Consider the following 17423-nt stretch of genomic DNA (forward strand, 5'->3'; position numbering starts at 1 on the left):
TTCGCGCGACCTTTACGGAACCGGTGCTTCCGCCACGCGTCGCCTGTCCGCGCACGGCCGTGGCGGCGGGACGGCACTCCTCGGACACCGGGCGTCAGCGGACGGCCGGGCGCAGGTCGGGCAGCAGCGGCACGAGCCGGTCCCACCGCTCGATCCGGCAGCCGTTGCTCCGGTCGTACGTCGCGTCGACCGGACGTCCGGCCCAGCGGCCCGTGACGTGGGCGGTGGCCGGCCCGCCGTACCGCATGGTGCAGACGCCGCCCTCCGGGGCGGGCGCGAAGGCGTCCCTGCCCCACCGGGTGTTGCGGTCCACCGCGAGACAGGCGCTCTCCACGTCCGGGTGGCTGCCCCCGCCCGGATGGCAGTACAGCTCGAACGTCCCGTCCGCCCGTCCGCCGGCGTGCCGGACGGTGACCGTGAGGTGATCGCCGGAGACCCGGTCCTCCTCCCGGACGGGCGGCGGCGCGAGAGAAGTGACGCCGGAGGCAGCGGAGACGGTGGTGACAGTGGTGACGGCGGTGACGGCGCCCGCCGACCCGGCGGCGTACGCGGCGGCCGGCCCGGTACCGGACGCGGCGACCACGGCGGCACAGGCGGCGGACGCGGCGACGGCGAGCCGTCGCAGTGGGGTGACCTGGAACATGACAGGACTAACGCGAGCCCCGCGACGGCGTTGCGCCCCGCAACCGCTTTGCCCTGCGACCCACCTGCCTAGTACCGTGGACGCCGATTGGTGACACGCCCTGCGGCTGTGTCATCATCTGCACGCACCACTCGCACACACGCGAGCGGTTGTGCTGGAGGCGTCGCCTAGTCCGGTCTATGGCGCCGCACTGCTAATGCGGTTTGGGACTTCAATCCCATCGAGGGTTCAAATCCCTCCGCCTCCGCGCGATCACCGAAGCCCCGGTCCACAGGACCGGGGCTTCGTCGTTCCTCAGAGGCCATCAGACAAGCGTTTCCGCAGCTCACAAGCGGTATGGCAAACGGATTTCACATGTCGGCGGCAGTCATGTAATGTTCTTCCTGTCGCCGCGAGCGGGCCGCAAGGGCCGAGAGCGAAGACAGAAAAACCGAATAACAAGCACTCGTAGCTTAACGGATAGAGCATCTGACTACGGATCAGAAGGTTGCAGGTTCGAATCCTGCCGAGTGCACATCGATCAAAGGCCCCGCCGGTTCGCCCGGCGGGGTCTTTGGTGTCCGCGGGTGACCTCAACGTCCCCGCGAGAGGCTCCGAAAGAGGCTTCCTGGGGAGCCCGGAAGGGGTGATCCGGTGACTGGGCGGCGTGGCCCGGGTCGCTCCGGGAGTCATCGGGCCCGCTGGTCCGTCCGTGCCGTCGGGGGAACACTGGCCGGCATGCCTCTCTCGTTGCATCACATCGTCATCGACGCCCATGACCTGCCCGGTCTGGCCCGGTTCTGGGCGGAGGTGCTGGGGTGGCGGATTCTGTCCGAGCGGGAGCGCGAGGTGGTGATCGGGGTGGACGAGGCGGCCCCCGTGGGGATCTGCTTCATGCCGGTGTCGGATCGCAAGGTCGTCAAGAACCGGCTGCATCTGGATCTGACGTCCGCGGCGGAGGACCGGGAGGCGGAGATCGAGCGCATCCTCGCGCTCGGCGCGCGCAGGGCGGACGTCGGGCAGGGCGGCGACGAGTCGTGGACCGTGCTGGCCGATCCCGAGGGCAACGAGTTCTGCGTGGTCCGTCCGAAGAGCAACCTCGTCCGGTAGTCGTCCGGTAGCCGATGACCCGCCGGCCTTCGATCCGTGACGGCCAGGCGCTGCCGGTGCCTCGGCGCGCATTCCCCTCAGTCGTCGTGGACGCGGAGTTCCTCCCGGTAGGTGTGGGCCAGGGTCGTGGCGCGGGTGAACCAGTCCGTCAGGACGGCTGTCTCCTCGGGGGAGTAGTCCGCGAACAGGGCGTTGAGGCGGGCGTAGTAGGGCTCGTAGAGGGCGTGGACGCGGGCGACCGCGGAGGGGATCGCGGCGACGCGGACCCGGCGTCGGTCCTCCGGGTCGGGGCGGCGGGTGACATAGCCGGCGCGTTCCAGGCGGTTGAGGATGCCGGTCACGGCGCCCGTCGTGACGTGGACGCGGTTCGCGAGGTCGCCCGCGGTGAGGAGGGACTCCCCGGCCTGGATGACGTAGGCGAAGCAGGTCAGGTCGGTGACGTTCAGGCCAAGGCGCTGGGCCATCTCCTGCTGGCCGACCATGCTGGCCGCGATGAGGTCGTCCATCGCCGCGAGTGCTTGCGCGGGAGTGGCGGCGGGGCGGCCGGTGTGCGGCGGTGTCGGCTCGGCTGGCATCTCGGGCTCTCTTGTTCCTTGTTCGTCGCTCAGCGGTCAGCGGTCAGCGGGCTCGGCGGCCTGCGGGTCCGAAGGCCCAGGGGCCTGACGGGTCTGCGGGTCTACGGACTGCGGGCCCGCGGGGACGGCGGTCTGCGGGGTGTGGCGTTGTTCGTGCTGGGTCCTTGTTATCCGCTTTCGGTTTCTCTTACCCTCTAAGAGGTTCTAGATGGAAACTTCTTAGAAGGTGAGGGAAACGTGGCGGGTCATCTGTACGACGAGGGTCATACGGTCGCCGGCTGGACCGGCGTCGGCATCGTGACCGTGGGGACCGCCGTGGTGGGCGTGGGGGTGTGTGCCGTGTCCGGGGTCCTCCTGGCCGTCGGGCTGGTGATCGTGGCGCTGGGCGCCCTGGTCACCTGGGGGCTGCACCTCGCCGGGTGGGGCAAGCCGCCGGGAGTGCGGCCGCGGGCGGAGTGGGGGATGGGGGTCCGGGACCCGTGGGCCAGGGACGGGCATCAGGCGTGCCTCGGATGCCGGCTGGCGGGGCGCGCGCCCGAGGCCCGGCCGGCGGTGTCAGTGCCTGGGCCTACCGTGGTGGGTGATGGCACAGGCATGGAAGTGCGCGGGGCTGCGGTGGTCGGCGGAGGGGCCGGAGCTGATGTGGGACGGGGGGCGTCGTAGCCCGCTGTCCTGGGGGAAGCGGGTCTCCTTCGCGGTGGTGGAGGGAGGTGTGCGGGAGTGCGCGGGGGCGCGGGGGCACGCGTGTCCCCGGCGGGTGGTCGTGCCGGGGCGCAGCGCGGGCGGGCGCTGTGAGGAGTGCGCGCGGCTGGACCGGGCGCACTCGGTCGCCGCGGACCGCGTCGCCGACGACCCGCGGCTGTACCGGGTGTACCTCGCGTGGTTCGGGCCGGGTCTGGTCAAGGTCGGGATCACGGCGGTCGAGCGGGGTTCGGTGCGGTTGCTGGAGCAGGGCGCCGTCTGCTTCAGCTGGCTCGGCAGCGGGCCGCTGATGGCAACCCGGCGTACCGAGGAGCTGCTGCGGGCCGCTCTGCGGGTGCCGGACCGGATTCCGTACGCCGAGAAGCGTGCGGTGCGGGCCGCGCTGCCCGAGGCGCGGGAGGAACGGGCCGCGGAGATACGCGACGTGTACGCGCGCGCCGTGGAACTGGACGGCTGGCCGGAGTCGTTGGAGCGTGCGCCCTTCCTGCCGGTCGATCACGTGCGGGCGTTCGGGCTGGCCGGAGCGCCCGCCGCGCTCGCAGAGGTGGGCGAACTCGTCCCCGGCGCGGCGGTGAGCGGGGAGCTCGTGGCGGCCGCCGGACCCGATCTGCACCTCGCAACCCCCGACGGGGTCGTCGTGCTCGACACCCGGTTGATGCGGGGGTGGCGGCTGGTGCCGGCGACCGGGGGTGAACCGGCCTTTCCCGTACGGCATTTCGAGGTCGAGGCGGACCATCGTCAGGACGGGCTGTTCTGAGCGGGGGCGCGTGCCGGGCCGCGCGGGCGTGCCTGAGCGGACGTGATGGCGCGGACGTGACCGGGCGGGCGGAGGCGCGGGCGGGCAACGGGTCCGGCCGGGTAAAGAGTTGGATCCCGGGGGGATCCCTTTCGGTAAGGAGGCTGGACCGGAGAGGGGCGCCCGGCCGATCGTGGGTGACATGAGCGAACAGCGTGTAGTACCTGTTTCCGCACTTCAACCCCCTTACTACGCCGTGGTCTTCACCTCCGTGCGCACCGTGGAGGACGACGGGTACGGCGAGACCGCCGACCGGCTGGGCGAACTGGTCCGGGACGTCCCGGGGTTCCTGGGGGAGGACTCGGCCCGCACCCCCGGCGGACTCGCCATCACCGTCGCGTACTTCCGCGATCTCGACGGCATCGAGCAGTGGCGGACGCACGCCGAGCACCGGGCGGCCAAGGAGTACGGGCGGGCCCACTGGTACGAGCGGTACAGCCTGCACATCGCCAAGGTGGAACACAGCCACGGATTCGAGCGGAAGCCCCAGGCGATTCTCACGGAGCAGGTGTCCTGAGGGGCACACGGTATGCCGTACCGGGCATAACGCCCGCCGAAGCCGATGCGGAGCAAAGGGTTCCCAGGTGTTCCCTGAGAGGCGCCTGTGCGTTTCTCAGGGAAATCACAGATTAGTGAAAGAGTGCTCTCAGGGGACCCGGCCAAGGTGTTCGCCATGACCACGACCTCGCCCCAGGGGCGCACCGAACTGCTGAGGCCGGACGGGAGCCCCGTCCGAGTGCTTGTGGTGGACGACGAGCTGTCGATCACCGAACTGCTGTCCATGGCCCTGCGCTATGAGGGATGGCAGATCCGGAGTGCCGGAGACGGCACGGGCGCCATCCAGACCGCCCGGGAGTTCCGCCCCGACGCCGTCGTGCTCGACATGATGCTGCCCGACATGGACGGGCTGACCGTCCTGGGACGGCTGCGCCGTGAGCTGCCGGAGGTGCCGGTGCTCTTCCTGACGGCCAAGGACGCCGTCGAGGACCGGATCGCCGGTCTCACCGCGGGCGGCGACGACTACGTCACCAAGCCGTTCAGCCTCGAAGAGGTCGTGGCGCGGCTGCGTGGACTCATCCGGCGCTCCGGCGCCGCCGACCGCCGCTCCGACTCGGTGCTCGTCGTCGGGGACCTCACCCTCGACGAGGACAGCCACGAGGTCTCGCGGGCAGGGGACAACATCCACCTGACCGCCACCGAGTTCGAGCTGCTGCGCTTCCTGATGCGCAACCCGCGGCGCGTGCTCAGCAAGGCCCAGATACTCGACCGCGTCTGGTCCTACGACTTCGGCGGCCAGGCCAACGTCGTCGAGCTGTACATCTCCTACCTGCGACGCAAGATCGACGCGGGACGCGAACCGATGATCCACACCCGGCGCGGCGCCGGGTACCTGATCAAGCCCGCTGTGTCATGAGCGGGCGACGACGGCCGAGTCCGCAGAAGCGACGAGCGGGCAAGCCGCGCACCCTGCGGACGCGGCTCGTCGTCGTGTCCGTGACCCTGATCGCCGTGATCTGCGCGGTGATCGGCACCGTGACCACCCTCGTGCTGCGGGACCACCTGTACGGGCAGCTGGACGGCTCCCTGAAGGAGTCCGCCATGCGCCTCTCCGGCGGACCCGCCGGAGGGCCCGGGGGCAAGGACGGCGCCAAGAACGCCGACGGCGCCGACGCGCCCCGGCAGCAGATGACCCTCGACGACTTCGTCGCCCGGGGACCCGGACCGCAGAAGGCTCTCGCGGCCGAGGTCGAGAACGGCTCGATCACCAGCGGCAAGGTCGGCGACAAGAAGAACGACGACAACAACATCCCGCAGATGAGCTCCGAGGACCTCACCGAGGCCCAGATGAAGGTGCTCGGCTCGGTCGCGCAGGACGAGAAGCGGCACACCGTCGACATCCCCGGTCTCGGCACCTACCGGGTCCAGTACATCCACGGCAACAACGGCGACTACTACGTCGGCATCCCGACCTCCGACGTCGACGGGACCATCAGCACCCTGATCCTCGTGGAGATCAGCCTCACCGTCGCCGGTCTCATCGCGGCCACCCTCGCGGGCACCGTCATGGTCAGCGTCGCCACCCGCCCCCTGCGCAGGGTCGCCGCCACCGCCACCCGCGTCTCCGAACTCCCCCTGCACACCGGCGAGGTCAACCTCAGCGAGCGGGTCGCGGAGGCCGAGACCGATCCGCACACCGAGGTCGGGCAGGTCGGGGCCGCGCTCAACCGGATGCTGAACCACGTCCACGGCGCCCTGCACGCCCGCCAGGAGAGCGAGATGCGGGTCCGCCAGTTCGTCGCGGACGCCAGTCACGAGCTCCGTACGCCGCTCGCCTCCATCAGGGGATACGCCGAGCTGACCCGGCGCGGCCGCGAAGAGGTCGGGCCCGACACCCGGCACGCCCTCGGGCGCATCGAGTCCGAGGCCGGCCGGATGACCTTCCTCGTCGAGGACCTGCTCCTGCTCGCCCGGCTCGACGCGGGCCGTCCGCTGCAGTTCGAGCAGACCGACCTGGTCCCCCTGGTCATCGACACCATCAGCGACGCCCGCGCCGCCGGACGCGACCACGTCTGGCGCCTCGAACTTCCCGACGAACCCGCGCTGGTCTCCGCCGACGCGGCACGTCTTCAGCAGGTTCTCGTCAACCTCCTCGCCAACGCCCGGACGCACACCGCTCCCGGCACGACCGTCACCGCACGCGTGCAGCGCCGCGGACCGTGGCTGTGCGTGGACGTCCAGGACAACGGTCAGGGCATCCCGGCCGATCTGCTCCCGCATGTGTTCGAACGGTTCGCCCGCGGCGACTCGGCGCGCTCGCGCACCACCGGTTCGACCGGTCTCGGCCTCGCCATCGTGCAGGCCGTGGCGACCGCGCACGGCGGCGCCGTGACGGTGGACAGCGTGCCCGGGCAGACCGTGTTTACCGTGCATTTGCCCGCTCTTGCCCCGGCCGTTCCCCAGCCCTCCCCCGAAACGAACTGGCAACTCGACTCACAGGTCGAGCACAGTGCCACCACATGGGTGCAACAGGGCGCCTGACGAAAGTCGATGTCATGCGAACCGACTCTTCTCCCGGCACCCTGCCGGCGCGGGAGCACCTCCCGGCCGCCACAGCCGGTACGCCTGTCCTGGACGTAGTGATCCCCGTCTACAACGAGGAGAAGGACCTCCAGCCGTGCGTCCGCAGACTGCACGACCATCTGACGCGTACCTTCCCGTACCCGTTCCGCATCACGATCGCGGACAACGCGTCGACGGACACCACGCCCCTGGTGGCGCGGCGGCTGGCGGAGCGCGTCCCGGAGGTCCGGAACTTCCGGCTCGAGCAGAAGGGCCGCGGCCGTGCGCTGCGGACCGTCTGGTCGGCCTCGGACGCGCCGATCCTCGCGTACATGGACGTGGACCTGTCCACCGACCTCAACGCCCTGCTGCCGCTGGTGGCGCCCCTGATCTCCGGCCACTCGGACCTGGCGATCGGCTCCCGGCTGGCCCGCAGCTCCCGCGTGGTGCGCGGGCCCAAGCGGGAGTTCATCAGCCGCGCCTACAACCTGATCCTGCGCGGCTCGCTCCAGGCCCGCTTCTCGGACGCGCAGTGCGGCTTCAAGGCGATCCGGCGTGACGTCGCACAGATTCTGCTCCCCCTGGTGGAAGACACCGGCTGGTTCTTCGACACTGAGATGCTGGTACTCGCCGAACGTGCCGGCCTCCGTATCCACGAGGTGCCGGTCGACTGGGTCGACGACCCGAACTCCACGGTGCACATCGTGAAGACGGCGACGGACGACCTGAAGGGGGTATGGCGCGTGGGCCGGGCGCTGGCCACCGGTTCGCTCTCCCTGGACCGGCTGACCAGGCCCTTCGGCGACGACCCCCGCGACCGCGACATCATGGACGTACCCAAGGGCCTGGCCCGCCAGCTCGTCGGCTTCTGCGTCGTGGGCGGCCTCTCCACTCTCTTCTACCTGCTGCTCTACACCGTGTTCCGCCAGTTCGGCGGATCCCAGGTCGCCAACGCGCTGGCGCTGCTGGTGTCGGCCGTCGCCAACACCGCCGCCAACCGCCGGCTCACCTTCGGGGTGCGCGGCCGCGGCGGAGCCGTCAGGCACCAGGTCCAGGGCCTGGTCGTCTTCGGTATCGGCCTCGCGCTGACCAGCGGCTCGCTCTTCGCCCTGAACACGGCGACGTCCAGCCCCGCGCACTCCACCGAGCTGGCGGTGCTCGTCGCCGCCAACCTCGCGGCGACCGTGCTGCGCTTCCTGCTCTTCCGCGTCTGGGTCTTCTCCGACCGGCGCGAGGGCGACGAACCGGCGAACGGCGTGACGGCCGCCCCGCGTGCCTCCGCCCCCGGCGCCCCCTTCCCCCACGCCTCCTCACCGACGTACCCGACCGGTGCTCCGCAGTCCGGCGGCCCGCAGTCCGGCGCCCCCCGGTCCGGCGGCGCGGCCGTGCCGCACCCCCAGACGCAGCCGCTGCCGCAGCGGCACGTCGTGCACCCGCACGACCACCACACGACGAATCAGTTCCGCGCCGGCGAAGCCGCGGACGGCACCTGGAGGGACGCGACCATGCAGATGCTGCCGGTCCGCCGCCCCCATGACACCGACCCGGGGGACGCCCGATGACCACCGATCTCGACCGGACGACGACCTGGGACACGCCGCCGACCGCGGCGCCGGTCGGCACGGATCCCGACGCCCCGGAGACGGCCGTCCCGGCCCCCGGGTCGGGTGAGCCGAAGCAGCCCTGGCACCGCAGACTGTGGCGCGGCCGCCCCGAGGACCCCCGCTGGGCCCGCCCGGCCTTCCTCGGCCTGCTGGCCGCCACCCTTGTGCTCTACCTGTACAACCTGAGCGCCTCCGGCTACGCCAACTCCTTCTACTCCGCGGCCGTCCAGGCCGGCAGCCAGAGCTGGAAGGCCCTGTTCTTCGGCTCGCTGGACGCGGGCAACGCCATCACCGTCGACAAGCCCCCGGCCTCGCTGTGGCCGATGGCGCTGTCGGTCAGGCTCTTCGGCCTGAACTCGTGGGCGATCCTCGTCCCCGAGGTGCTGATGGGCGTCGGCACGGTCGCCGTCGTGTACGCCTCGGTGCGCCGCCGGTTCAGCGCCGCGGCGGGTCTGATCGCGGGCGCCGTGCTGGCGCTGACGCCGGTAGCCGCCCTGATGTTCCGGTTCAACAACCCGGACGCGATGCTGGCCCTGCTGATGGCCGTGGCCTGCTACATGGTGGCCCGCGCGCTGGAGGACGGCCGGACGAAGTGGCTGGTGTGGGCCGGGGTCGCGATCGGATTCGCGTTCCTCGCCAAGACCCTCCAGGCCTTCCTGATCCTGCCGCCGCTGGCCATCGTGTACGCGGTGTGCGCCCCGGTGAGCCTGAAGAAGCGGTTCGGCCAGCTGGCCGTCGCCACCGGCGCGCTGATCGTGGCGGGCGGCTGGTGGGTGGCGATCGTCGAGCTGTGGCCGGCCTCCTCCCGCCCGTACATCGGCGGTTCGCAGAACAACTCCTTCCTGGAGCTGACCTTCGGCTACAACGGTCTCGGCCGCCTGAACGGCGAGGAGACCGGCAGCGTCGGCGGTGGCGGTGGCGGTGGAGGCACCGGCCAGTGGGGTGAGACCGGCTGGGACCGGATGTTCAACTCCGAGATCGGCGGCCAGATCTCCTGGCTGCTGCCGGCCGCGCTGGTCCTGCTGGCCGGCGGTCTCGTGGCCACACGGAAGCTGCGGCGGACGTCGACGACCCGCGGTCTGTTCCTGGTGTGGGGCGGCTCGCTGCTGATCACCACGGTCGTCTTCAGCTACATGGCGGGCATCTTCCACCAGTACTACACGGTGGCCCTCGCTCCCTACCTGGCGGCCGTGATCGGCATGGGCGCGGGTCTGCTGTGGGAGAAGCGGGCCGAGCTGTGGGCCTCGATCACCCTCGCGGCCTCGGTCGTCGCGGCGGCGTCCTGGTCGTACGTCCTGCTCAACCGCACCTCCGACTACCTGCCCTGGCTGAAGTGGCTGGTGCTGATCGGCGGCCTGACCGCCGCGCTCGGTCTGACCTTCGCGGGCCGGATCGACCGTCAGCTCGCCCTCGCGGCGGCCTCGGTGGGGCTGGTGGCCGCACTGGCCGGGCCGACGGCGTACACGATCAGCACGCTCCAGGAGGGTCACACCGGTTCCATCGTGACCGCCGGTCCGTCCGGCGCGAGCATGATGGGCGGCGGCGGCCCGGGTGGCGGTGGCCGAGGCGGCTTCGGCGGCGGCCCCGGCGGCCAGACGCAGAACGGCAACGGCAACACGCAGAACCAGGGCCAGGGCCAGGGCCAGAACCAGCAGGGCGGCGGCGCCGGCGGCTTCCCCGGCGGGGGCATGCCCGGTCAGAACCAGCAGAACGGCAACGGCGGCACCCAGAACGGCAACGGCGGCACGCAGGGCCAGGGCCAGAACCAGCAGGGCGGGCCCGGCGGCCAGACCGGCGACGGCGGCATGGGCGGCGGTGGCGGCGTCGGCGGTCTGCTCAACGGCGCCTCGGTCACCGACGAGGCCAAGAAGCTGCTGCAGGCCGACTCCGGCGAGTACACCTGGGCGGCGGCCGCGATCGGCGCCCAGAACGCGGCGAGCTACCAGCTCGCCACGGGTGACGCGGTGATGGCGATCGGCGGCTTCAACGGCACCGACCCGTCCCCGACGCTGGCGCAGTTCAAGCAGTACGTGACCGACGGCAAGATCCACTACTTCATCAGCAGTGGCTCCGGCGGCGGCATGAGCGGCGGCAGCAGCGGCACGTCCTCACAGATCACCTCCTGGGTCGAGGCCACTTTCAAGAAGGTGACGGTCGGTTCGGCCACCTTCTACGACCTGACGCAGAAGGCGAGCAGCTGACGCAAGGTGTGAAGCGGAGGGCGGTGACCACGGTCACCGCCCTTCTTCGTGTCCGGCCCGCCCGGCTGCACCCGACAACTCTGTTGTACGCCGTATGGGAGAAGTTCTACGGTGTAGAACATGCCTGAGTCCCCCTCTCCCTCCCCGTCCTCCTCGTCGCTCTCCTCCTCGCCGTCTTCCTCCTCATCCGCGCACCCGATCTCGTCGCCCCCGGGCAGCTCCCCGGGGCACCCCCGGCGCTGGCTGATCCTCGGTGTCATCTGCCTCGCGCAGCTCACCGTGCTGCTCGACAACACCGTGCTGAACGTCGCGATCCCCTCGCTCACCCGGGAGTTGGACGCGGCCACCGCCGACATCCAGTGGATGATCAACGCCTACTCGCTGGTGCAGTCCGGTCTGCTGCTCACCGCGGGCAGCGCCGCCGACCGCTACGGCCGTAAGAGGATGCTGGTCGCGGGCCTGGCGCTGTTCGGCATCGGGTCGCTCGCGGCCGGCCTCTCGGACACCACCGGCCAGCTGATCGCGGCGCGGGCCGGTATGGGGGTGGGCGGGGCGCTGCTGTTCACCACCACCCTCGCCGTGGTGATGCAGGTCTTCGTGTCCGAGGAACAGCCGAAGGCGATCGGCATCTGGGCCGCGGTGAACTCGCTGGGCTTCGCGGCCGGCCCCCTCATCGGCGGCTTCGTGCTCGACCACTTCTGGTGGGGCGCGATCTTCCTGATCAACCTGCCGGTGGCGGCGCTGGGCCTGGTGGCCGTCGTCGCGCTGGTCCCCGAGACGAAGAATCCGCAGGGGGACCGCCCCGACCTGCTCGGCGCGTTCCTGTCGACCGTCGGCATGACCTCGCTGGTCTTCTCGATCATCTCCGGCCCCTCGCACGGCTGGACGTCGTCCCGGGTCCTGGTGAGCGCGGGGCTGGCGGTCGTCGTCCTCATGCTGTTCGCCTACTGGGAGACGAGGATCCCGTATCCCATGCTCGACCTGGCGTTCTTCCGTGACCGGCGGTTCACGGGGGCGGTAGCGGGCGCGGTGCTGGTCACCTTCGGGATGGGCGGCGCGCTGTTCCTGCTCACCCAGCAGCTGCAGTTCGTCCTCGGCTACGGCCCGTTGGAGGCGGGCCTGCGGACCGCGCCGCTGGCGCTGACCGTGGTGGCCCTCAACTTCACCGGACTGTCGGCGAAATTGATGACCAGGCTCGGCGGGCCGGTGTCGGTGCTGACGGGGATGGCGCTGGTGGCAGGGGGCCTGACGGCCGTCGCCACCCTCTCCTCGGGCGGCTACTCCGGGATGCTGGCCGGGCTGCTGCTCATCGGCGCGGGGACGTCGGTCGCCAGCCCGGCGATGGCGTACGCGATCATGAGTTCGATCCCGCCGGCGAAGGCGGGCGTGGGCGCGGGCGTCAACGGGACGCTGGCGGAGTTCGGCACCGGGCTGGGGGTCGCGGTGCTCGGCGCGGTGCTGAACGCGCGGTTCGCGGCGGTGTCCCTGCCGGTGGCGCTGGCGGCGGCGAACTCGGTGGCGCAGAAGGCGCGGGTGATCGACTCGTTCTCCTCCGGGCTGGAGGTCAGCCTGCTGATCGGGGCGGCCGCCGTGCTGCTGGGCGGGGTGGTGGCCGCGGCCCTGCTGACCCGGGCGGAGCGCGCGGAGAAGGCGTCGGAGCCCGCGGCCGGGTGAGGGGCCGGGGTCCGACGAGGGCTCCGGCGCGCCCTGCCCAGCGGCTCGCCGCGCGACGGAGCCGCATGTCAGGGCGGTCCCCCGCGCCGCGACGGCAGGCCGCGGCCTAGCATCTTCCCCAGTTACCGGAAGGCTCCGCTCACCGGAAGGAAGGTGTCCTGCCATGGCCGAGACCGCCAAGCGCGCCGCGCATCGCAGTGTGTGGCTGGAGGGCAAGGCGCGCAGGCGTGGCCGTGGCGGAGGGCAGCCCTCCGGACTGGACCGGGACCGGATCACCGAGGCCACCGTGCGGCTCCTGGACGCGGAGGGACTCGCCAAGTTCTCCATGCGGCGGCTCGCGGCCGAGCTGAACGTGACGGCGATGTCCGTGTACTGGTACGTCGACACCAAGGACGACCTGCTCGAACTCGCCCTGGACTCCGCCTTCGGCGAGCTGACGGGGCTGCCCGACCCGACGGACGAGGACGCGGACTGGCGCGAGCAGCTGCGGGTGCTGGCGACGGAGTACCGCCGGCTGCTGGTCCGCCACCCCTGGCTGTCCCCGCTGGCCGGCAACTACCTCAACATCGGCCCGAACTCGGTCGTCTTCTCCCGCACGGTCCAGCAGGTCGTCCGCCGCACCGGCCTGCCCGCGCACGGCATCACCGGCGCCATCTCGGCCGTCTTCCAGTTCGTGTACGGCTACGGCACGATCGAGGGCCACTTCTTCGCGCGGGTCGCGGACACCGGTCTGACCCCGGACGAGTACTTCCGGCAGGCCATGACCGCGACGGCCGGCGCCCCGCAGACCGCCGACATCATCGAGGAGTCGAAGTCCCTCATGGCGGCCCGCGGCGGCGACACCGTCGAGGAGATGATGAGCCGCGACTTCACCTTCGCCCTGGACCTGCTGATCGCGGGCATCGAGGCGATGGTGAAACGCGGCTGATCCCGCAACTGACGGTCGTCGCCCGCGCCCGCGCCTGACGCCTGCCGGCTGTGGCCCGTGGGACGTGGCCCGTGCCTGTGGCCCGGGGCCGGGCGGGTCGTGGTCCGGGCTCCGGCCCGACGGCTTCCACCGGGCCGGAGCCCGCACCGGGGCGCGGGCGCCTACTGGTCGGTGACCAGGCGGGCCGGGAAACCGCCGGTGGCGATCGGGCCCCAGCGGTTCGGGGTGACCCTGATGATCGACTTGCCCTGCTTCACCATGGCCCGGCGGTACTCGTCCCAGTCCGGGTGCTCACCGGCGATGTTGCGGTAGTACTCCACGAGCGGCTCGACGGAGTCGGGCGTGTCGATGACCTCGGCGGTGCCGTCGATCTGGACCCACGGCCCGTTCCAGTCGTCGCTGAGCACGAGCACGCCGACCCGCTCGTCCCGCTTGGCGTTGCGGGTCTTGGCCCGCTCGGGGTAGGTGGAGACGACGATCCGACCCGAGTCGTCGACCCCGCAGGTCAGCGGCGAGGCCTGCGGACTCCCGTCGGCGCGCCGGGTCAGCAGGATCGCGCGGTGCCGGGGCCGTACGAAGTCCAGCAACTCGTCCAGGGAGACCTTGGTGTTCGTCGCGATGTTCGGTGCCATGGAGCCAGCCTAGGCGCAGCGGCGCCCCTTCCGGCTGACCCTGCCGTGCCTACGCCTGGGGTAGCGCGTCGCCCTGCACCGCCTGGACGTCCAGCTCCACCTTCAGGGTCGTGCCGATGGCCGCGATGCCCGCCTGGACGACCTGGTTGTAGTTCATCGCGAAGTCCTCGCGGCGCAGTTCCGCCGTGGCCCGGAAGGCGGCCCGGGTGCCGCCCCACGGGTCGGAGCCGGTGCCCAGATAGGCGAGGTCCAGGTCGACGGCGCGGGCGACGCCGTGCAGGGACAGTTCACCGTGCACGGTCCAGCGGTCCGGGCCCGCCGCGGTCAGGCCGTCGGAACGGTAGGTGATCTCCGGGTAGGTCTCGACGTCCAGGAAGTCCGCCGAGCGCAGGTGGGTGTCGCGCATGGCGTTGCCCGTGTCGATGGAGGCCGCCCGGATCACCGCCTCCACACGGGACTTGGCGATGTCGTCCGGGGCCACCTCGATCGCCGCGGAGAACTCCGTGAACCGCCCGCGCACGCTGGAGATGCCCAGGTGCTGGGCGACCGCGCCGACGGCGGAGTGCGCCGGATCGACGGTCCAGGGCCCGGGCGGGGGCAGTTCGGTGCCGCCCTGCCGGGCCAGCGTCACCGTGCCCACCTCGGCGCGCCCGCTCGCCGTCACGATCGCGCTGGAGGCGGCGGGCGCGTACCCCACGGCCGTGACGATGACGGTGTAGGCCCCCGGCGCGAGCGCGGTCGTGTCCCGTACGGCTCCCTCTCCGTCGGCCTCGGCGCGCAGCACCTGGCCGCCCGCCATGTCGGTCACCGTGACGACCGCGTGCGACACGGCCCACCCGTCCCGCGTACGGATCTTCGCGGTCAGTCCCATCTCATGCACTCCTCGAACTGGAACCGGCCCGGTGCGGGGCAGAAACCCCCGCACCGGGCCGGAGCCGATATTGGTCGGAACTACTCGCCGGGGTGGGCGAGTTCGATGTCGTGGCCGTCGACGCCCGCGCCCGCGACGGTCAGCGCGGTGGCCACCGGCGGGTAGCCGGTCGCGATGACCGTGTACTCGCCACCGTCGAGGTCGGCGAAGGCGTACGCCCCGTCCGCGCCGGTGGTGGCGGTGCCGACCACGTTGCCCGCCGCGTCGACGAGCGTCACACGCGCGTCGGCCAGCGGACCGTGCGGCGCCCGGACGACGCCCTGGAGCCGGGCACCCGCGTCGAGGACGACCTCCGCGCGGGTCACGCCCGTCGCGCCGATCTCGACGGGCAGGGCGCGCGGCCGGAACCCGACGGCGTTGACCGCGACGGTCACCGCGCCCGGCACCAGCTCGGCGAAGGTGAACTCGCCCTGCTCACCGGTGGCCGCGGTGGCCAGCAGATCGCCGCGCACATCGGTGACGATCACCATGGCGTCCTTGACGACCTCACCCGACTCGGCGGCGCGCACGACACCGCTGAGGCCGCTGGTCCCGCTGAGCAGGATGTCGTACGCGACCGGCTCGCCGTTCACGACGATCGTGGAGGCCTGCGGCTGGAAGCCGTCGGCGGAGGCGATCAGCACGTACGAGCCCGGGCCCGGCGCGTCCAGCCCGTAGGAGCCGTCGGTCTGCGCGACCGACCGGCCGAGCTGGCGTCCGGCGAGCGAGATCAGCGTGACGGCGGCCTGCGGGACGGGCGCGCTCTCCGCGCCGCGCACGAAGCCGTGCACCGGGATGCCGCCCGAGGGGGCCTGGAGGGGCTCGGCGGTGGCGACGGCGGCGAGCCGCTGGGTGCCCTGGAGGTCGGCCTCCCGGCCCGGCTCGGCGACTGCCCGGCCGGGCACGTGCTCCTCGGCCGGAGCCGTGACCGCGGCCGGAGCCGCAGCGGCAGTGGAGGCGGTGGCTGCGGCGGTGTCCGGGGTCTCCGCCTCCGCCGAGGCCGCCTGCGCCAGCGCGCCCTTGGTCCGCAGCGGGACCTCCTTGATGAACAGGGTGATCAGGAAGGCGAGCAGCGCCAGGACGGACGCGATCATGAAGACGTCCGCGATGCCGTGGCCGTACGCGCTCTCCATGACCGTGCGCAGCGGCGCGGGCAGCTTGTCCATGTCCGGGATCGAGCTGGACGAGCTGGAACCGGAGGCGAGGGAGGCGTACTTCGGGCCGAGGTCGGTGATGCCGTCCTTGGCGTAGTCGGTGATCCGGTTGGCCATGACCGCGCCCAGCGCCGAGACGCCCATCGCACCGCCGAGGGACCGGAAGAAGGTGACCGTGGAGCTGGCGGCGCCGAGGTCCTTCGGCTCGACCTGGTTCTGCGTCGAGAGCACCAGGTTCTGCATCATCATGCCGACGCCGAGGCCCAGCAGGGCCATGAAGACCGCGGTCTTCCAGTAGTCCGTGTCGTAGCGGATGGTGCCCAGCAGACCGAGGCCGGCCGTGATGAGCACGCCACCGCTGACCAGCCAGGCCTTCCACTTGCCGGTCTTGGTGATGAACTGCCCGGAGACGGTGGAGGAGACGAACAGGCCGCCGATCATCGGGATCGTCATGACGCCCGACATCGTCGGGGACTTGTCCCGGGCCAGCTGGAAGTACTGGGCGAAGAACACCGTGCCGGAGAACATCGCGACGCCGACGAACATCGAGGCGATGGAGGACAGGGTGATGGTGCGGTTGCGGAAGAGGCGCAGCGGGATGATCGGTTCGGTGGCCTTCGTCTCGACGAGCACGAAGATCAGGCCCAGCACGATCGAGCCCGCGACCATCGCGTACGTCTGCCACGACAGCCAGTCGTACTTGTCACCGGCGAAGGTGACCCAGACCAGCAGCAGCGACACCGCGGCGGAGATGAAGAACGCGCCGGCCCAGTCGACCTTGACGTCCCGCTTCACGACGGGCAGGTGCAGGGTCTTCTGGAGGACGATCAGCGCGATGACGGCGAAGGGGACGCCGACGTAGAAGCACCAGCGCCAGCCGAGCCAGCTGGTGTCGGTGATGACACCGCCGAGCAGCGGACCGCCGACGGTGGCGACGGCGAAGGTCGCGCCCAGGTAGCCGGAGTAACGGCCGCGCTCACGCGGGGAGATCATCGCCGCCATGACGATCTGCGCGAGGGCGGACAGACCGCCGACGCCGACGCCCTGCACGACACGGCAGGCGATCAGCATGCCGGGGTTCTGCGAGAGACCGGCGGCTGCGGACCCGAGCACGTAGATGACCAGCGCTATCTGGACGAGCGCCTTCTTCGGGTACAGGTCGGCGAGCTTGCCCCAGAGCGGGGTGGTCGCCGTCATGGACAGCAGGGTGGCGGTCACGACCCAGGTGTAGGCGGACTGGCCGCCGCCGAGGTCGCCGATGATCTCCGGCAGGGCGTTCGAGACGATCGTGGACGAGAGGATCGCCACGAACATCCCGAGCAGCAGTCCGGAGAGGGCCTCCATGATCTGCCGGTGGGTCATCGGAGCGGCCTCGGCGGAGCCGTGGGACCCTCCGCCGTGCTTCGCGTGAGCCCGCACACCGGCTGGTGTGGTCGTTGCCATGGGCTTCCTTTT

General features: G+C 71.4%; 15 protein-coding genes and 2 tRNA genes. 12 read left to right on the top strand and 5 right to left on the bottom strand.

The features are described 5' to 3' along the window. Positions 1 to 94 precede the first annotated feature (94 nt). The gene (locus J2X68_RS18900) at positions 95 to 643 is read right to left on the bottom strand and encodes an SSI family serine proteinase inhibitor (RefSeq protein WP_310433715.1); all 549 of its coding nucleotides are present in this window, start codon (positions 641 to 643) and stop codon (positions 95 to 97) included. Between the two features lie 156 nt (positions 644 to 799). On the opposite strand from J2X68_RS18900, the gene J2X68_RS18905 reads away from it, so the two are divergent. From J2X68_RS18905 to J2X68_RS18915, 3 genes are all read left to right on the top strand, one after another. Further along, a tRNA-Ser gene (locus J2X68_RS18905) sits at positions 800 to 890 on the top strand. A 194-nt stretch (positions 891 to 1084) separates the two neighbouring features. After that, positions 1085 to 1157 (top strand) — tRNA-Arg (locus J2X68_RS18910). 203 nt (positions 1158 to 1360) lie between these two features. Then, entirely contained in the window at positions 1361 to 1732 is a 372-nt protein-coding gene (locus J2X68_RS18915) for a VOC family protein (RefSeq protein ID WP_310433716.1), read from the top strand. Positions 1733 to 1809: 77 nt separating this feature from the next. On the opposite strand, the gene J2X68_RS18920 is transcribed toward J2X68_RS18915, so the two are convergent. After that, on the bottom strand, positions 1810 to 2307 hold the full coding sequence (locus tag J2X68_RS18920) for a MarR family transcriptional regulator (protein WP_310433717.1): 498 nt from the start codon (positions 2305 to 2307) through the stop codon (positions 1810 to 1812). Positions 2308 to 2544: 237 nt separating this feature from the next. On the opposite strand from J2X68_RS18920, the gene J2X68_RS18925 reads away from it, so the two are divergent. The 9 genes from J2X68_RS18925 (at position 2545) to J2X68_RS18965 (ending at position 13272) form a co-directional block, all read left to right on the top strand. After that, entirely contained in the window at positions 2545 to 2970 is a 426-nt protein-coding gene (locus J2X68_RS18925) for an HGxxPAAW family protein (protein ID WP_310433718.1), read from the top strand. After that, positions 2891 to 3766 (top strand): DUF2797 domain-containing protein, encoded by an 876-nt coding sequence (locus tag J2X68_RS18930; protein ID WP_310433719.1) that lies wholly within the window; start codon positions 2891 to 2893, stop codon positions 3764 to 3766. The genes J2X68_RS18925 and J2X68_RS18930 overlap by 80 nt, the downstream gene beginning before the upstream one ends. A 181-nt stretch (positions 3767 to 3947) precedes the next feature. Continuing rightward, positions 3948 to 4322, top strand: coding sequence for an antibiotic biosynthesis monooxygenase (locus J2X68_RS18935; protein WP_310433720.1), 375 nt, complete (start codon positions 3948 to 3950; stop codon positions 4320 to 4322). 156 nt (positions 4323 to 4478) lie between these two features. Next, complete coding sequence (locus tag J2X68_RS18940; protein ID WP_020131327.1) at positions 4479 to 5219, top strand: response regulator transcription factor; 741 nt, start codon at positions 4479 to 4481, stop codon at positions 5217 to 5219. Beyond that, a complete protein-coding gene (locus J2X68_RS18945) occupies positions 5216 to 6844 on the top strand; it encodes a HAMP domain-containing sensor histidine kinase (protein ID WP_310433721.1) in 1629 nt (542 codons plus the stop codon). Before J2X68_RS18940 ends, J2X68_RS18945 begins: the two co-directional genes overlap by 4 nt. Before the next feature lie 14 nt (positions 6845 to 6858). Beyond that, positions 6859 to 8427, top strand: a complete 1569-nt coding sequence (locus J2X68_RS18950; RefSeq protein ID WP_310433722.1) for a bifunctional glycosyltransferase family 2/GtrA family protein — start codon at positions 6859 to 6861, stop codon at positions 8425 to 8427. Beyond that, positions 8424 to 10670, top strand: a complete 2247-nt coding sequence (locus tag J2X68_RS18955; protein WP_310433723.1) for a glycosyltransferase family 39 protein — start codon at positions 8424 to 8426, stop codon at positions 10668 to 10670. The genes J2X68_RS18950 and J2X68_RS18955 overlap by 4 nt, the downstream gene beginning before the upstream one ends. Before the next feature lie 120 nt (positions 10671 to 10790). Continuing rightward, a complete protein-coding gene (locus J2X68_RS18960; protein WP_310433724.1) occupies positions 10791 to 12344 on the top strand; it encodes an MFS transporter in 1554 nt (517 codons plus the stop codon). Positions 12345 to 12507: 163 nt separating this feature from the next. Continuing rightward, a complete protein-coding gene (locus J2X68_RS18965) occupies positions 12508 to 13272 on the top strand; it encodes a TetR/AcrR family transcriptional regulator (protein ID WP_310433725.1) in 765 nt (254 codons plus the stop codon). Between the two features lie 161 nt (positions 13273 to 13433). Here J2X68_RS18965 and J2X68_RS18970 read toward each other — a convergent pair whose 3' ends face one another. The 3 genes from J2X68_RS18970 to J2X68_RS18980 form a co-directional block, all read right to left on the bottom strand. Continuing rightward, positions 13434 to 13904 carry a PPOX class F420-dependent oxidoreductase gene (locus tag J2X68_RS18970; protein ID WP_310433726.1) on the bottom strand — a complete coding sequence of 157 codons (471 nt, stop codon included), beginning with the start codon at positions 13902 to 13904 and terminating at the stop codon, positions 13434 to 13436. 49 nt (positions 13905 to 13953) lie between these two features. Then, entirely contained in the window at positions 13954 to 14775 is an 822-nt protein-coding gene (locus tag J2X68_RS18975; RefSeq protein WP_310433727.1) for a YceI family protein, read from the bottom strand. Between the two features lie 80 nt (positions 14776 to 14855). After that, positions 14856 to 17411 (bottom strand): MFS transporter, encoded by a 2556-nt coding sequence (locus tag J2X68_RS18980; RefSeq protein WP_310433728.1) that lies wholly within the window; start codon positions 17409 to 17411, stop codon positions 14856 to 14858. Positions 17412 to 17423 lie beyond the last annotated feature (12 nt).

The sequence above is a fragment of the Streptomyces sp. 3330 genome (assembly GCF_031456635.1).
Classification (GTDB): Bacteria; Actinomycetota; Actinomycetes; order Streptomycetales; family Streptomycetaceae; genus Streptomyces.

Excerpts from the sequence above, each read along its gene's own strand:
- J2X68_RS18900 (WP_310433715.1), bottom strand. The coding sequence starts at position 643 with ATGTTCCAGGTCACCCCACTGCGACGGCTCGCCGTCGCCGCGTCCGCC.
- J2X68_RS18915 (WP_310433716.1), top strand. The coding sequence starts at position 1,361 with ATGCCTCTCTCGTTGCATCACATCGTCATCGACGCCCATGACCTGCCC.
- J2X68_RS18920 (WP_310433717.1), bottom strand. The coding sequence starts at position 2,307 with ATGCCAGCCGAGCCGACACCGCCGCACACCGGCCGCCCCGCCGCCACT.
- J2X68_RS18930 (WP_310433719.1), top strand. The coding sequence starts at position 2,891 with ATGGCACAGGCATGGAAGTGCGCGGGGCTGCGGTGGTCGGCGGAGGGG.
- J2X68_RS18935 (WP_310433720.1), top strand. The coding sequence starts at position 3,948 with ATGAGCGAACAGCGTGTAGTACCTGTTTCCGCACTTCAACCCCCTTAC.
- J2X68_RS18940 (WP_020131327.1), top strand. The coding sequence starts at position 4,479 with ATGACCACGACCTCGCCCCAGGGGCGCACCGAACTGCTGAGGCCGGAC.
- J2X68_RS18945 (WP_310433721.1), top strand. The coding sequence starts at position 5,216 with ATGAGCGGGCGACGACGGCCGAGTCCGCAGAAGCGACGAGCGGGCAAG.
- J2X68_RS18950 (WP_310433722.1), top strand. The coding sequence starts at position 6,859 with ATGCGAACCGACTCTTCTCCCGGCACCCTGCCGGCGCGGGAGCACCTC.
- J2X68_RS18955 (WP_310433723.1), top strand. The coding sequence starts at position 8,424 with ATGACCACCGATCTCGACCGGACGACGACCTGGGACACGCCGCCGACC.
- J2X68_RS18960 (WP_310433724.1), top strand. The coding sequence starts at position 10,791 with ATGCCTGAGTCCCCCTCTCCCTCCCCGTCCTCCTCGTCGCTCTCCTCC.
- J2X68_RS18965 (WP_310433725.1), top strand. The coding sequence starts at position 12,508 with ATGGCCGAGACCGCCAAGCGCGCCGCGCATCGCAGTGTGTGGCTGGAG.
- J2X68_RS18970 (WP_310433726.1), bottom strand. The coding sequence starts at position 13,904 with ATGGCACCGAACATCGCGACGAACACCAAGGTCTCCCTGGACGAGTTG.
- J2X68_RS18975 (WP_310433727.1), bottom strand. The coding sequence starts at position 14,775 with ATGGGACTGACCGCGAAGATCCGTACGCGGGACGGGTGGGCCGTGTCG.
- J2X68_RS18980 (WP_310433728.1), bottom strand. The coding sequence starts at position 17,411 with ATGGCAACGACCACACCAGCCGGTGTGCGGGCTCACGCGAAGCACGGC.